This is a genomic window from Azoarcus sp. Soil_N_20 (assembly GCF_057656155.1).
The window spans coordinates 196,560-211,690 of record NZ_JBDGKX010000005.1 but is presented as its reverse complement, the minus strand read 5'-3'; the positions used below and the strand labels follow the sequence as shown (position 1 = coordinate 211,690).

The 15,131-nt window shown below is 65.8% G+C and carries 13 protein-coding genes; 6 read left to right on the top strand and 7 right to left on the bottom strand.

Going from position 1 to position 15,131, the window contains the following annotated elements:
* The first annotated feature begins 10 nt into the window (after positions 1-10).
* Both hemE and AC3A35_RS12325 read left to right on the top strand, forming a co-directional pair.
* On the top strand, positions 11-1,081 hold the full coding sequence (hemE, locus tag AC3A35_RS12330) for a uroporphyrinogen decarboxylase (RefSeq protein WP_487436397.1): 1,071 nt from the start codon (positions 11-13) through the stop codon (positions 1,079-1,081).
* Between the two features lie 397 nt (positions 1,082-1,478).
* Positions 1,479-3,653, top strand: coding sequence for a primosomal protein N' (locus AC3A35_RS12325; RefSeq protein ID WP_487436396.1), 2,175 nt, complete (start codon positions 1,479-1,481; stop codon positions 3,651-3,653).
* A 7-nt stretch (positions 3,654-3,660) separates the two neighbouring features.
* Here the strand turns inward: AC3A35_RS12325 and AC3A35_RS12320 are convergent, their stop codons facing one another.
* From AC3A35_RS12320 to AC3A35_RS12300, 5 genes are all read right to left on the bottom strand, one after another.
* Positions 3,661-4,575: an ROK family protein gene (locus tag AC3A35_RS12320; protein WP_487436395.1), complete on the bottom strand. Its 915-nt coding sequence runs from the start codon at positions 4,573-4,575 to the stop codon at positions 3,661-3,663.
* A 16-nt stretch (positions 4,576-4,591) separates the two neighbouring features.
* Complete coding sequence (gene can / locus AC3A35_RS12315) at positions 4,592-5,239, bottom strand: carbonate dehydratase (RefSeq protein WP_487436394.1); 648 nt, start codon at positions 5,237-5,239, stop codon at positions 4,592-4,594.
* A 168-nt stretch (positions 5,240-5,407) separates the two neighbouring features.
* On the bottom strand, positions 5,408-6,121 hold the full coding sequence (locus AC3A35_RS12310) for a uracil-DNA glycosylase family protein (protein WP_487436393.1): 714 nt from the start codon (positions 6,119-6,121) through the stop codon (positions 5,408-5,410).
* Entirely contained in the window at positions 6,118-7,413 is a 1,296-nt protein-coding gene (locus AC3A35_RS12305) for an AmpG family muropeptide MFS transporter (RefSeq protein ID WP_487436392.1), read from the bottom strand. Before AC3A35_RS12305 ends, AC3A35_RS12310 begins: the two co-directional genes overlap by 4 nt.
* Before the next feature lie 95 nt (positions 7,414-7,508).
* A complete protein-coding gene (locus tag AC3A35_RS12300; protein WP_487436391.1) occupies positions 7,509-10,484 on the bottom strand; it encodes an EAL domain-containing protein in 2,976 nt (991 codons plus the stop codon).
* Positions 10,485-10,782: 298 nt separating this feature from the next.
* Between AC3A35_RS12300 and AC3A35_RS12295 the strand changes: the two genes are divergently transcribed.
* Positions 10,783-11,100, top strand: a complete 318-nt coding sequence (locus AC3A35_RS12295) for a hypothetical protein (protein ID WP_487436390.1) — start codon at positions 10,783-10,785, stop codon at positions 11,098-11,100.
* A gap of 60 nt (positions 11,101-11,160) precedes the next feature.
* Here the strand turns inward: AC3A35_RS12295 and metW are convergent, their stop codons facing one another.
* Together metW and metX are read right to left on the bottom strand one after the other, a co-directional pair.
* Positions 11,161-11,748 carry a methionine biosynthesis protein MetW gene (metW, locus tag AC3A35_RS12290; RefSeq protein ID WP_487436389.1) on the bottom strand — a complete coding sequence of 196 codons (588 nt, stop codon included), beginning with the start codon at positions 11,746-11,748 and terminating at the stop codon, positions 11,161-11,163.
* Positions 11,749-11,750: 2 nt separating this feature from the next.
* The gene (metX, locus tag AC3A35_RS12285; protein ID WP_487436388.1) at positions 11,751-12,878 is read right to left on the bottom strand and encodes a homoserine O-succinyltransferase MetX; all 1,128 of its coding nucleotides are present in this window, start codon (positions 12,876-12,878) and stop codon (positions 11,751-11,753) included.
* 456 nt (positions 12,879-13,334) lie between these two features.
* Here metX and thiS point away from each other — a divergent pair, with 456 nt between their 5' ends.
* From thiS to trmB, 3 genes are all read left to right on the top strand, one after another.
* Positions 13,335-13,538, top strand: a complete 204-nt coding sequence (gene thiS / locus AC3A35_RS12280) for a sulfur carrier protein ThiS (protein ID WP_487436387.1) — start codon at positions 13,335-13,337, stop codon at positions 13,536-13,538.
* Between the two features lie 74 nt (positions 13,539-13,612).
* Positions 13,613-14,398 carry a thiazole synthase gene (locus AC3A35_RS12275; protein ID WP_487436386.1) on the top strand — a complete coding sequence of 262 codons (786 nt, stop codon included), beginning with the start codon at positions 13,613-13,615 and terminating at the stop codon, positions 14,396-14,398.
* Positions 14,395-15,123, top strand: a complete 729-nt coding sequence (gene trmB, locus AC3A35_RS12270) for a tRNA (guanosine(46)-N7)-methyltransferase TrmB (protein WP_487436385.1) — start codon at positions 14,395-14,397, stop codon at positions 15,121-15,123. The genes AC3A35_RS12275 and trmB overlap by 4 nt, the downstream gene beginning before the upstream one ends.
* Positions 15,124-15,131: the final 8 nt, after the last annotated feature.

Below are 15,131 nucleotides of genomic sequence, written 5' to 3'. Positions count from 1 at the left end.
AGGACTCGACGTGAGCCGCCTGAAAAACGATACCTTCCTGCGCGCCCTGCTGCGCCAGCCTACCGAATACACCCCCGTCTGGCTGATGCGCCAGGCCGGACGCTATCTGCCGGAGTATTGCGAAACCCGCAGACGTGCAGGCAGCTTCCTGCAGTTGTGCAAGAGCCCGGCAATGGCCTGCGAAGTCACCCTGCAGCCGCTCGCGCGCTACGACCTCGATGCCGCAATCCTGTTCTCCGACATCCTTACCGTTCCCGACGCGATGGGGCTGGGGCTGTACTTTGCCGAGGGCGAAGGGCCGCGCTTCGAGCGTCCGCTGCGCGACGAATGGGAGATCCGCAATCTGTCCGCGCCCGACCCCCATGCCGAACTGCAGTATGTGATGGACGCGGTTTCCGAGATCCGCCGGGCGCTCGATGGCAGCGTGCCCCTGATCGGCTTTTCCGGCAGCCCATGGACGCTGGCATGCTACATGGTGGAAGGCGGAGGGTCTGACGACTACCGCAAGGTCAAGAGCATGGCCTACAGTCGGCCGGACCTGATGCACCACATCCTCGCGGTGACCGCCGATGCGGTGGTGAAATACCTCAATGCCCAGATTGAAGCCGGCGCCCAGGCGGTGATGGTGTTCGATTCCTGGGGGGGCGTGCTCTCCGATGCCGCCTACCGGGAATTCTCTCTCCCCTATCTCGAGCGTGTCGTGTCCGGCCTGATCCGCGAGCGCGAGGGCATGCGCGTGCCGAGCATCGTGTTCACCAAGGGTGGCGGCCTGTGGCTGGAATCGATTGCGGCGATCGGCAGCGATGCGGTAGGGCTGGACTGGACCATGGACATCGGCCGCGCCCGCACCCTGGTGGGTGACAAGGTTGCGCTGCAGGGCAATCTCGATCCCAACGTGCTGTTTGCGCCGCCCGAGGTGGTGGCCGCAGAGACCCGCAAGGTGCTCGATTCCTACGGCCCGCATCCGGGACACGTGTTCAATCTCGGTCACGGGATTTCCCAATACACGCCGCCCGAAAACGTCTCGGTGCTGGTCGACACGGCACACGAATACAGTCGCCAGTTGCGGGCCAGGGGTTGAACACCTGGCACACGACCTGAGAGCGGGTGGAATCCGCCGGTTTCCAGGTCGTGTCAAGCAAAGAATTCGAGCTTTTTGCTTGACTTATGCACACCGCGGCGATCAAGCCGCTGAATATTCACCGGAATGGTGCAGATATGCGGACGATTTTTCAAGCTACTGATTTAAAATGAAAAAAACTTTGCTGCATGTTAAGGCAAAGTGACAGAAGTGCTTGATTTCCGCAGCTTCCAGGCCGATTCACCCAGCTTTCCCACAAAGTTATCCACAGATTTTGTGGACAAGCCGCAGGAGGCTTTTTAAGCAAGTGCTTAGCCTTCTTTTTTATGTTCTGGCATCAAGACTTGGCTGCAAGTGCATGAAATAACGAAACTTTAAAGATATTCCAGGTTTTGAAATGCCGATCGTTCGCATCGCCCTCCCCCTCCCGATACCACAACTCTTTGATTATCTGGCGGAAGATGCCGATGAGTCGGATGTGGGGCGGTGTGTTCGGGTGCCCTTCGGCCGGGGGGAAAAGAGCGGATTGATCCTTGCGCTGCCCACCGAGCCCGGCATTGACCACCATCGCCTGAAGCCGGTCAGCCATATCCAGCGCGAAGTTCCCCCGCTACCGGCCGACTGGCTCGAACTGGTCGCCTTTGTCGCGCGCTACTACCATGCGCCGCTGGGCGAAGTCGTCGCCCTTGCGCTGCCGCCCGGCCTGCGCCGTGCGGACGGGGTCAGTGCCGACGAGATCGACCCGCTGCTGGCGGTTTCTGCCGCGGGCGCGGCTGCGGTGGCGCAGGCGCGCCGTGACAGCCGGCCCTTGGCCTTGGTGCGCGAAATGGCGACGCTGGGCGGGCCGGTGCGGCGCAGCGTGGCGCGGGCGCTCGAAGCCGGCAGTGCGGTGGGCGATGCGCTCCGGCGGGGCTGGCTGGCGCCCGCTGCCGCCAGCGCCGATCGCCATCTAGCCGCCAACCGCCCGGCCTTGACCGACGAACAGGCCGGCGTCATCGCGGCGGTTACCGCGGCCGGTGCCGGGTTCAGGCCGTGGCTGCTGCACGGTGTCACCGGCAGCGGCAAGACCGAGGTCTATCTGCGTCTGGCCGAACAGGCGCTGGCCGCGGGGCAACAGGTGTTGATGCTGGTGCCCGAGATCGCGCTCACCCCCCAGCTCGAGAACCGGGTTGCGCAGCGCTTTCCGGCGGCCAATGTGGTGAGCCTGCATTCGGGGCTGGCCGAAGGTGCGCGCTCGCGGGGTTTCGTCCAGGCCCTGAGTGGCCATGCCGACATCGTGCTCGGTACCAGGCTGTCGGTGTTTGCGCCGTTGCCGCGTCTGGGCATCATCCTTGTCGACGAGGAGCACGACGCGTCCTACAAGCAGCAGGAAGGGGTGCGCTACTCGGCGCGCGACGTCGCGATATGGCGCGCCCGCCAGCGCGGCCTGCCCGTGGTGCTGGGCTCGGCGACGCCGTCGTTGGAGAGCTGGCAACATGCGCGCAACGAGCGCTACGGACTGCTGCGTCTGACCCACCGTGCGGTGGCCACCACCCTGCCCCGGGTGCGCGGGGTGGACACGCGACGGATGAAGCTCGACGAAGGCCTCAGTCCGGCCCTGCAGGCGGCCATCGCCGAGCGCCTGGAGCGCGGCGAGCAGAGTCTGGTGTTTCTCAACCGGCGCGGCTACGCGCCGGTGCTGTCATGCCCGGCGTGCGGCTGGGTGAGCCATTGCCCGCACTGCTCGGCCAATCTGGTGGTCCACCTCGCCGACCGCCGCCTGCGCTGCCATCATTGCGGCTGCGATGGCCCGATTCCCCACGCCTGCCCGAGTTGCGGCAATCAGGACATCCAGCCTTTTGGCCGCGGTACCCAGCGCGTGGAGGCGCGGCTGGTGGAGCTCTTTCCCGCTGCCCGTGTGCTGCGGGTGGATCGCGACGCGGCGCGCACCCGCGCGCAATGGGAACGCCTGCTCGACAGCATTGCCGCGGGCGAGGCGGACATCCTGGTCGGCACCCAGATGATGGCCAAGGGGCACGATTTTCCCAAGCTCACCCTGGTGGGGGTCATCGGCGCCGATTCGTCGCTCCATGCCGCCGACTTTCGCGCCCCCGAGCGCTTGTTCCAGCAATTGATGCAGGTCGGCGGCCGCGCCGGTCGCGGCACCCTGCCAGGCGAGGTGCTGATCCAGACCGAATACCCCGCCCATCCCTTGTACCAGCACCTCGGCCGGCACGATTTCGATGCCTTTGCCCGCATGGCGCTGGACGAGCGCCGCACCGCCGGATTTCCACCCTTCACTCATCAGGCCATGCTGCGGGCGGATGCGCCCGCGCTGAAGGACGCCGTCGAGTTCCTGCAGCACGCCCGTCGTCTTGCCGAGTCGAGTGCGTCGGCTTCGCTGCGTCTGTTCGACCCGGTGCCGATGCGGATGACCCGGCTCGCGCGGCGCGAACGGGCACAATTGCTGGTCGAGGCGGACGGCCGCGGCGAGCTGCAGGGTTTCCTGGCGGGCTGGATGCATATGCTCCATGGTCAGCGCACGTCAAGGGATCTGCGCTGGCAGCTCGATGTGGATCCGCTGGAGGTGTGAGCGTCGCCTACTTTGCCCTGCCACCAGCCGGCCACAACCACGCGGCACCGCGCACACCCGAAGAGTCGCCATGCCGTGCCGGGCGCAGCCGGGTGACCACCTCGTCGGAGAAGATGTGCTCGCGCCAGCGTGCGGGCACATTGGTGTACAGGCGATCGAGCTTCGACAGGCCGCCGCCGAGCACGATCACGTCAGGGTCGAGCAGGTTGATCACCGGCCCCAGGGCGCGCGCCAGCCGGGCCTCGTAGCGTTGCAGCGTGGCCTCGCAGGCAGGGTCGCCGGCTGCGGCCGCAGCGGCGATCCGGGTCGCATCCAGCCGGCCACCGTGACGGCGCGCGTGATCCGCCGCCATGCCCGGACCGGAAAGCCAGGTTTCGATGCAGCCGTGGCGGCCGCAGTAACAAGCCGGCGGTGGCTGATCGTCGGCGTCCGCCAACGGCAGAGGCGAATGCCCCCATTCGCCGGCAATGGCATTGGCGCCGGTGAGCAGGTGGCCGCCGACCACCACCCCGCCGCCCACACCGGTGCCGAGGATGACCGCGAAAACCGTCTCGGCGCCGGCTCCGGCCCCGTCCGCCGCCTCCGACATGGCAAGGCAGTTGGCGTCGTTGGCCAGCCGGATCTCGCGTCCGAGCAGCGCTTCGAGGTCGCGACGCAGCGGTTTGCCGTTGAGACAGGTGGAGTTCGCGTTGCGGATGCAGCCGGTCAGCCGTGACAGCGAGCCGGGGGCGCCGATCCCGACGCTGGCCCGCCCGCCGGTCTGCGCTTCGGCAAAGGCGACCAGCTCCGCCACGACGTCGAGGGTGGCGCGATAGTCACCGGGAGGGGTCGGCACCCGACGGCGCAGCAGCTCACGGCCATCGGGCGCGAGCGCGACAATCTCGATCTTGGTGCCACCGAGGTCGATCCCGATCCGGACCATGGGCAGTCGGATCCGCTCAGGTCAGCCGGTCGACTGCGTCGCGGTACTGCTCCATCGCCTGTTCGCGGCTGTTGGCACTGACCCCCAGATTGCGCACCAGACCATCATTCAGGCTATAGCACCAGCCGTGCACGGTCACGCCCTGGCCACGCTGCCACGCTTCGCGCAGGATCGACGTCTGGCACACGTTGACCACCTGGTGGATGGCGTTGAGTTCGCACATGCGGTCGAGGCGGACGGCCGGATCGTCGATCCGGGCGAGTTTGTCTTCATGGCGATCGCGGACGTCCTGCACATGGCGCAGCCAGTTGTCGGTGAGCCCGGTGCGGTTGTCGTTGAGCGCGGCCTTGACCCCGCCGCAGCCGTAGTGGCCGACGACGAGGATGTGCTTCACGCGCAGCATCTCCACCGCATAGTGGATGACCGACAGGGCGTTGAGGTCGGTATGGACGACGACGTTGGCGATGTTGCGATGGACAAAGACCTCACCCGGCGCCAGGCCGATGATCTGGTTGGCCGGTACGCGGCTGTCCGAGCAGCCGATCCACAAGTACTCGGGGGACTGCTGACTAACCAGACGCGCGAAGAACTCGGGGTCTTCGTTGCGCATGCGCTCCGCCCATGCCTGGTTGTTGCTGAAGAGGTCGTCCAGATCGTGACTCATTCGATAATCCTGCCTCGGGTGGTCCGATGATAATGTCGGTAATTATGAATTACTTGCGGGGGGGCTGTCAGCCCCAAAACCGGGATGTGTTCGCGAGCGACGATGCAGCCAGCCCCGTATCGTCGATTCTGCACACGGGGGTGGAGTCCGGTGCCGCGCTGGGCACCATCACCATACTCCCAGGTCCCCCAGCTGTTTGCCTGCGGCCGCGGCCCAGCCCCGGTTTGCTGCCGGACTGGCCGGGCTGGGGTGCAGGATGCGACCGAATTTTACCCCGGACTGCCCGAGCGCGTCCGCCGCACGCTTTTCAGCCCAGTTGCCGATCCCGATCACCCATTCCGGTTGCAATACCTCGACCAGGGTTTGCAGGTGCGCATCGCAGGCATCCAGCAGAGGGCGTTGTTCGGCGGCGGGCAGCTTGTCCGGAGTCAGGTTGCGGCCGTCCTCGAAGAAGGCAAGCGGGCAGTAATTGGCGACGAAATGCTCGGCGAAGAAGGCCGTGGGCTCGCCGAAGCGGTCCCGGAACAGTCCCCACAGACGTTGGCCGCTGACTTCCGAGCGGGTGCACGCAAAGCCTTCCACCGGCCGCCTGGGATTGGGCATCGGCGGCTGGCCCACCGGACCCTCGAGGCCGAGCCAGTCGCGCGCGGTGTTGATTTCGCCGAAGGGCACCCCGATCTGGGCCATGCCGAAGGGCCCCGGGTTCATGCCGACGAACACGATCCGCTTGCGGCCCTCGCCGTAGCGTTGCAAATAGTGTTCGTGGATCTCGCGGGCGTAGACCAGGGGGTTGTACACGTGGGTGACCGGTGGTGCGAACTGCATGCGGTCAACGCGGGCCGCGAGTTCGCGGGCGGCGGCAATCAGGGCGGAGGCGGTCATCGGACAGGTTGTGCGGCAGCTTGTAGGGGTCGATTGCGCTCGTGCCAGGGTGCCACCTTCAACAGCAGCAGCATGCCCGGAACAGCCAGGAAGAAACACATCCAGAAGAAGTTGGTCCACCCCAGAGCCTCGACCAGCCAGCCCGCGGTGGCATTGACGAAGGTGCGCGGCACGGCCATCAGGCTGGTGAACAGGGCGAGCTGGGTGGCGGTGTAGGCCGGGTTGGTGGTACGCGCCATGAAGGCGACGAAGGCAGTGGTACCCAGCCCGGCGCCGACCGCCTCACCGGCGATCACCGTGGCCAGCACCGCCAACCGGGCTGCGTTCGATTCCCCCGGGCCGAGCCACGCCATCCACACGAAGCCGAGGATGGTGACGAACTGCACCACGCCAAATATCCACAGCGCCCGGTTGATGCCGATCCTGACCATCCAGATGCCGCCGACGATGCCGCCGATCACCATCGGCCACAGCCCCGCGTTCTTGGCGATCACCCCGATTTCAGTCTTGCTGTAACCCATGTCGAGATAGAAGGGCGTGGCCAGCGCGGTGCACAGCGAATCGCCGAGCTTGTAGAAGAACAGGAACGCCAGCACCAGCAGCGCCGACTGCACCCCGTGGCGACCGAAAAATTCGCGGAACGGCTCGATCACCGCGTCGCGCAAGGTGCGCGGCGAGCCGGCCGCGGCGAACGGCTCCTTCACCGTCAGCGTCATCGCCAGTCCGGGCAGCATGAACGCGGCGGTGATCACGAACACCTGGCTCCAGGGCAGGTGGTCGGCCAGGATCAGCGACAGCGAACCCGGGACCAGGCCGGCGATGCGGTAGGCGTTCACGTGGATCGCATTGCCCAGACCCAGCTCGCTATCGGGCAGGATCTCGCGGCGAAACGCGTCCAGCGCGATGTCCTGGGTGGCCGACAGAAACGCGAGGGTGGCGGTGAGGCCGACCACCATCGCCAGATGATCGACCGGCGATAGCTGACCGAGCCAGGCGATGGAGCCGATCAGGCCGACCTGGGACACGAACATCCAGCTGCGCCGGCGCCCGAGCCAGGGCAGAATGCCGTAGCGGTCGAGCAGCGGTGCCCACAGGAACTTCCAGGTGTAGGGGAACTGGATCAGGGCGAAGGCGCCGATCGCCTTCAGCGACAGTCCTTCGGTCTTCAGCCACGCCGGCACCAGGTTGAGCAGCAGGTAGAGCGGCAGCCCCGAGGCGAAGCCGGTGAAGATGCAGATCAGCATCCGGCGGTTGAGCAGGGTGGTGAGCCAGGCGGGACGGGACAGGGACACGGGCGGCTTCGGGCAGACAGGAGCGCCGATTATCCCAGATCGCCCGTAGCTGGGGCGGGTCGTTTGACGAGGCGGAGGCGATCGCCCCGTCCCGGTTACGTATTCATGGAATGGCTCGCCGCGCGGATCAGAGCCTCGGCTTCACGCGCCGGGAGCGGCTTGCTGAAGTGGTAACCCTGCAGCTCGTCGCAGCCCAGTTCGCGCAGACGCGCGACCTGGACCGCGCTCTCGACCCCCTCGGCGATCACCGACAGACCCAGGTTGTGGGCCAGCGACACTGCGGCGGCGACAATGGCGGCGTCGTTGGCATCGGTCTCGATATCCGACACAAAGGAGCGGTCGATCTTCAGGTGATCGATCGGGAATAGCTTCAGATAGGACAGCGACGAATAGCCGGTCCCGAAATCGTCGATCGCGATCCCGATCCCGAGCGCCTTGAGCTGACCGAGCAGTTCCGCCGCCTCCTGCGGCTTCTCCATGATCGAGCTTTCGGTGATTTCGAGTTCGAGCAGCGCGGGGCGCAGGCCACTGGTCGCGAGCACCTCCGCGACACGGCGGGCAAGGTGGCCGGTGCGCAGCTGCATCGCCGACAGGTTCACCGACATGCGCAGCGCCGGCAGTCCGGCCAGCTGCCACTGCCGTGCCTGGTGGCACGCGGTCTCCAGCACCCAGTCGCCGATATCGCCGATCAGGCCGGTTTCCTCGGCCAGCGGAATGAAGCGCACCGGCGCGATCAGGCCATCGCTCGGATGGCGCCAGCGCAGCAGGGCCTCGACGCCAGTGAGCGCGCCGCTGGATGCCGAGTACTGGGGCTGATACCAGAGTTCGAATTGCTTGTCGTCCACCGCCTGGCGCAACTTGCGTTCGAGTTCGATACGTTCGAGCGCCATGCGGTTGAGCTCTTCGGCATAGAACTGGAAGTTGGCCCGACCGAGCGCCTTGGCGTGATACATCGCGGTGTCGGCATTGCGCATCAGGGTGGAGGGATTGTCGCCGTCATCAGGGAACAGGCTGATGCCGATCGAGGGCGTGGTATGCAGCGTGGCGTCGCCGATCGCGTAGGGCGCCGACAGCCGGGCAAGCATCTTGGCCGCGGCATGGGCGGCATCGTTGGCGTCGTGCAGGCCCTGGAGCACGACCACGAACTCGTCGCCGCCGAGACGGGCGACGATGTCGGTCTCGCGCACCGCTTCGCGCAGCCGGTCTGCCACCTGTACCAGCAGCGCGTCGCCGACATGATGGCCGAGCGAGTCGTTGATGGTCTTGAAGCGATCGAGGTCGAGGAACAGCACCCCGGCCCGTTGCTGCGCCCGGCGCGTGGTGGCGATCGTCTGCTGCAGGCGGACGCCGAGCGAGAAGCGGTTGTCGAGCCCGGTCAGGGTATCGTGATGGGCGAGGTGCTGGATCGCCGCCTCGGCGCGCTTGCGCTCGGTGATGTCGGAGAAGATGACAATGTAGTGGGTGGGGGCTGACGATGCGCTTTCGCGCACCACGCTGATGGTCAGCCAGCGCGGATAGGGTTCGCCGTTGACGCGAATGCCGGTGGTCTCGCCGGCCCAGAAGCCGGCCGCATCGATCGACGGCCACGAGATGACGCTTGCGGTCCGGTCGCTGTCATTCTCCTCGGGCGTGAACCGGCGGCCGATCACGGCCTTGCCGGCAAAGCCCGAGATGGCCGCATGTGCGGGATTCACCGACAGGATCCGGAGTTCGCCGTCGGTGATCACGATCGCTTCGGGGCTGTGTTCGAACACCTTGTCGGCCAGCTGCAGCTGTTTGTCGGTGCGTTGGCGCGCGGTGATGTCGGTGTAGATGGTGACGAAGCCACCGCCGGGAACCGGCTGACCCTGGATATCGAGGACGGTCCCGTCGGGGCGGGTGCGCTCGAAATGATGGGCTTCGGCACGGCGCGCACGGTCGAGCAGTCCGGCGACGATGGTGTCCGGATCGCCGCTGCCATATTCGCCCCGCCGTGCATTGAAACGCAGCAGCGCTTCCAGGCTGGGCGGGCCGTCGGCAAACAGGGATTGCGGGAAATCGAGCAGATGGCGCAGACGATCGTTGCAGGCCACCACCTGCATGTCGCCGTCCACCAGCGACACCGCACTCGGAATGTTGTCGATGATGGTCTGCAGCGTTTCGTTTTTGCGTGCGAGTTCCTGCTCGATCGCCTTGCGCTCGGTGATGTCGGTATAGGTGGTGATGAAGCCCGCCACCTTGCCGTCCAGGCAGAGCGGTTCGCCGGTCACCAGGTGCGAGCGGCCACTCGGCTTGCTGCGCTCGAAGCTGTGTGGCCTGAACTGCTGGGCCAGGGCGCGCCGCCGGCTTACGTGTTCGGCAGGATCACCCGGCCCGTAGTCGCCGCGCAATGCCGGGACCATGATCAGGTCGTCGAAGCTGACGTCCTTCACGACGATCTCGGGCGGTAGTTCGAGGATCTCGGTAAACAGGTCGTTCCAGTACTTCAGCCGCAGATTTTCGTCGAAAACGCTGATTCCCTGGGGCAGATGGTTGACGATGGCGGTCAGGTAGGCGGCCTGCCGGTGGAGTTCGAGGGCGATGGTCTGCTGCGCGGTGATGTCCTGCACCGTACCGATGGCACGATACGCCTGCCCGCGGTCGTCGCAGTCGATTCGCAGGTGATTGTTGAAGTAACGGATCTGGCCGTCGGCATGGATCACCCGGTAGGCAAACTCGCACTCGCGGCCGGATGCGTAGGCCGCTTTCAGGGCGCGGGCAAGGTGCTCGCGATCGTCCGGATGAACGCGGCGCATGAAGCCGTCGTAGCTCGCCGGCTCGTCGTCGGGGATGCCGACCAGGGCGCGGGTCTGTTGCGACCACCACAGCTGGCCGGAGTCGAGCCGGCGTTCCCAGCGTCCGATGTGGGCCATCGACATGGCCAGTTCGAGTTCGGCGTATCGGGCCGCCGCGGCCGCCTGCTGCCTGCGGCCGGTCCGCAGCATCACGGCCGTGGCGAGCATCAGCAGCGCGGCGCAGGCAAGGCCGGCGGCGAGGCTACCGGCGTAGGCGGCGAACGTGATCCCGATGGCCAAGACGATGGCGGCGAGCATGGCAGGCCATTGGCGATCGACGGGCGCTGTGGAGGAAGTGGCTGACATGTGCCGGTGTTTGGAAACCCGTTCCTTCGAGTAGGACCGGAAACGGGACTGGTTCCCGTCCCGCGGCAGGCAGGCGACTGCAGGAGTCCGGATTCTGACAGCCGCATCCCCCGCAAACAAGCTTGCACTGCAGCGAGAAGGCACTGAAATTGCGCGGGTTTACACAATTCGATACGTTCCTTGCGCTAATGTCCGAGTACGCGAACAATGCCGGCTCGTACTGAATCCAGACCTGAGTAGGAGACCTGCCATGACTCAAACCGTGATCGTGTCTTTCGGTGAGAACCGGGAGTACGAACTGAACGTCAACGATGCGGACGTGGCCGGACTGGCGAAGGATCAGGCCCGCGCCTGGCTGTCGAAGGAGTTCGAGGCGCTGGAATGCACCCCGTCGAACCCGATGGGTAAGGTGCTGGTGCTGGACATGATCCTGAACGTGGCCAAATACGGTGGCGAAAGCCGTTTCGAACAGGCCGGCGATTGGGCGCGGAAGTTTGCCGCAGTGACGGCGGTGACCCTGGCGCGGCCGGTCATGAAGGTGGATGTCGCCAACTTCGTGGTGGGCTGATCCCGCACTGCTTACCAGCGCGCGACGGGCCGGCAACGGTCGGGTTGCGCGCCGTGCGTGTCAGTCGCGGCCCAGTCGATACACCGCCACACTGGCCAGGAAATTGGCTTCTTCCTTGACCACCTTGCCCTCGTCGAAGGCGATGCGCTCACGCACCGCAATGCCGTTCATCTCGCACAGCGCGTCGAAGTCGGCAATGGTGAAGAAGCGTACGTTGGGGGTGTTGAACCACTGATGCGGCAGGCTCTCCGACACCGGCATACGGCCGTTGAGGATGCTCTGACGGTGGCGCCAGTAGCCGAAGTTGGGAAAGCTCACCACCGCCTCGCGACCGACCCGCAGCATTTCCGCGAGGATGCCCTGAGTGTTGTGCATGGCCTGCAGCGACAGGCTCATGATCACGTGATCGAAGAAGGCGTCCTCGAAATCGGCCAACCCTTCGTCCATGTTGGCCTGGAGCACGTTCACGCCGTTCCTGACGCAGGCGAGCAGCTTGTCGGGGTCGTTCTCCACGCCGTAGCCCTGCACCTGGCGCACCTCGATCAGGTGCTTGAGCAGGCTGCCGTCGCCGCAGCCGAGATCGAGCACCTTCTCGCCCGCGTCGATCCACTGGGTAATGACCTCGTAGTCGTATCGATAGGCAGCCATGCTTACACCTTGATGCGGTCGAACCATGCGGTGAGCACTGCATGGTACTGGGGTTCGTCGAGCAGGAAGGAGTCGTGACCGGCCGCGCAGTCGATCTCCGCGTAGCTTACATTGCGCTGGTTGTGCAGCAAGGCGTAGACGATCTCGCGCGAGCGCGCCGGCGAGAAGCGCCAGTCGGTGGTGAACGACACCACCAGGAAATCTGCACTGGCGCCGGCCAGTGCGGTGGTGAGCTTGCCGCCATGGGCGAAGGCCGGATCGTAGTAGTCGAGTGCCTTGGTGGTGAGCAGATAGGTGTTGGCGTCGAAGTAGCCGGCAAACTTGTCGCCTTGGTAGCGCAGGTAGGACTCGATCTCGAACTCGACGTCGTAGCTGTATACCGCCTTGCCGTGGCGCAGGCTACGGCCGAATTTCTCCCCCATCGAGTCGTCCGACAGATAGGTGATGTGGCCGATCATGCGCGCCAGCTTGAGCCCGCGGGTCGGGACCACGCCGTGTTCGTAGTAATTGCCGCCGTGAAACTCGGGGTCGCTGAGGATGGCCTGGCGGGCGACCTCGTTGAAGGCGATGTTCTGTGCGGTGAGCTTGGGCGCCGAGGCGATCACCGCGGCGTGGCCGATACGCTCGGGGTATTGCAGCGTCCATGACAGGGCCTGCATGCCACCGAGGCTGCCGCCGATCACGGCCGCGAGACGCTCGATGCCGAGCCGGTCGGCCAGCCGGGCCTGGGTGTCGACCCAGTCTTCCACGGTGACGAACGGGAAATCCGCGCCCCACGGCTTGCCGCTGGCGGGGTTGATCGACAGCGGCCCGGTCGAGCCGTAACAGCCGCCGAGGTTATTGACCCCGATGACGAAGAACTTGCGCGTGTCGACTGGCTTGCCCGGACCGACCAGGTTGTCCCACCAGCCGGCGCTGTCGGGTTCGTCGGCGTAGCGGCCGGCGACGTGGTGTGAGCCGGACAGCGCGTGGCATACCAGTACCGCATTGGTGCGATCGGCGTTGAGTTCGCCGTAGGTCTCGTACACGAGGTCGTAGCTCGGCAGCGTGCCGCCGCTGCGCAGCGGCAGAGGCGTATCGAAGTGCGCCGTCTGAGGGGTCACGATGCCGACGGATTGAGGTTGGATCATGGTCGCTGTCTGCAAAAAAACAAAACCCAGTCGGCTGCAAAACGCGGACTGGGTTGCCCTCGCTTTAGCCGTATTTATTGAGCGCCCGCAAGCTATGGTTCAAATCGGCGCTAGGGCTGAAAATTAGCCTGCGTACGGGGAAATGTCAAACCGGGGGGTGCGGTGAGGTGCCTGCGCTTGAGGCGGGTGGGCGGGGGCGCGTGTGGCGGGCAGACGTTCGCGGCCTTCGGCTTCCCCGCTGCAAGGGCGTCATCGGGGCGGCGATGCAAACTCGGTCGCTGCGCTCCCTCAGACATGCATCACCCTGTTTCCCCGCTGACGCCCTTCCAGCGGTCGCTCTCGACAGCCCGCCACACGCGCCCCCGCCGACCCTTGGTGCCATGCCCTGCGATCGCGCCGGTTGCCGCAGTTGGCCATGGTAAGATTTTGCCCCGTCAACCCCCGCTTTCGCCCCGAATGATCCGCATCACCCTCAACGGTCAACCCGAAATCCTGGACGATGGTCTTACCGTGCTCGCCCTGCTCGAACAACGCGGGCTGGTCGGCAAGCGCCTCGCGGTCGAGCGCAACGGCGAGATCGTGCCGCGCGCGCGCCACGGCGACGCCGTGCTGGCCGAAGGCGACCAGCTCGAGATCGTGATCGCGGTCGGTGGCGGCTGAGCACGGTGTTGTCCGGCGTACCGCATCGGCGTGGCAACGCCCTGTCCTCCTGATCCTCCATTACAGGCCCCAACATGAACGATCCCCTGGTGATTGCCGGCAAAGCCTACGGTTCCCGGTTGCTGGTCGGTACCGGCAAATACAAGGATTTCGCTGAAACCCGCGCTGCGATCGACGCCAGTGGGGCGGCGATCGTCACCGTGGCGATCCGTCGCACCAACATCGGCCAGAACCCCGGCGAGCCCAATCTGCTCGACGCCCTGCCGCCCGAGCAGTTCACCATCCTGCCCAACACCGCCGGCTGTTACAGCGCCGACGATGCGGTGCGTACCCTGCGTCTGGCGCGCGAGCTCCTCGATGGCCACGCGCTGGTCAAGCTCGAGGTGCTGGGCGACCCGAAGTCGCTGTTCCCGAACATGCCGGAGACGCTGAAGGCGGCCGAGACCCTGGTCAAGGACGGTTTCGACGTGATGGTGTACTGCTCGGACGACCCCATTCAGGCGAAGATGCTCGAGGACATCGGCTGCGCCGCGATCATGCCGCTGGCCTCGCTGATCGGCTCCGGCATGGGCATCCTCAACCCGTGGAACCTGCGTTTGATCATCGATCAGGCGCGCGTGCCGGTGATCGTCGATGCCGGCGTCGGCACCGCGTCCGACGCCGCGATCGCGATGGAGCTCGGCTGCGACGGGGTCCTGATGAACACGGCGATCGCCCTGGCCGGGCAACCGGTGCTGATGGCGAGCGCAATGCGTAAAGCGGTCGAGGCCGGGCGCGAGGCTTTCCGCGCCGGGCGCATGCCGCGCAAGTTCTACTCGGCCGATCCGAGTTCGCCGACCGCAGGGCTGATCGGTTCATGAGCGAGACCCAGGACAGGGTCGAGATCATCGGCCAGGACAGCCCGGAGCACCGCTTCTCCAGCCGCAGCATCCGCAGCTTCGTGCTGCGTCAGGGGCGCATGTCGGGCGCGCAGCAGCGCTACCTCGACGACATGCTGCCGAAGGTCGGCCTGCCCTACCGGGTCGCGCCGCTGGAACTGGATGCGGTGTTCGGCCGCAGCGCGCCGAAGATCCTCGAAATCGGCTTCGGCATGGGCGAGACCACGGCGAAGATCGCCGCATCCCGGCCCGAGCATGACTTTCTCGGCATCGAGGTGCATGGGCCGGGGGTAGGCGCACTGTGCAAGCTGATCGCCGAGCAGCACCTGTCGAACGTGCGCATCATGCAGCACGACGCAGTCGAGGTCTTGCGCGACATGATCCCGGACGGCGCGCTCGCCGGCGTGCATGTGTTCTTTCCCGACCCCTGGCGCAAGGCGCGGCATCACAAGCGGCGCATCATCCAGCCCGATTTCGTCGCCCTGGTGGCGCGCAAGCTGGTGCCGGGCGGTTACTTGCATTGCGCCACCGACTGGGAGGACTATGCTCACTGGATGCTCGAAGTGCTGGCAGCCGAACGGACGCTGGAGAACACCGCCGACGGGTTCGCGCCGCGTCCCGATTATCGTCCGCTGACCAAGTTCGAGAACCGCGGTCTCAGGCTCGGCCATGGCGTGTGGGATCTGGTGTTCCGGCGCAGCAGTTGATTCATCAC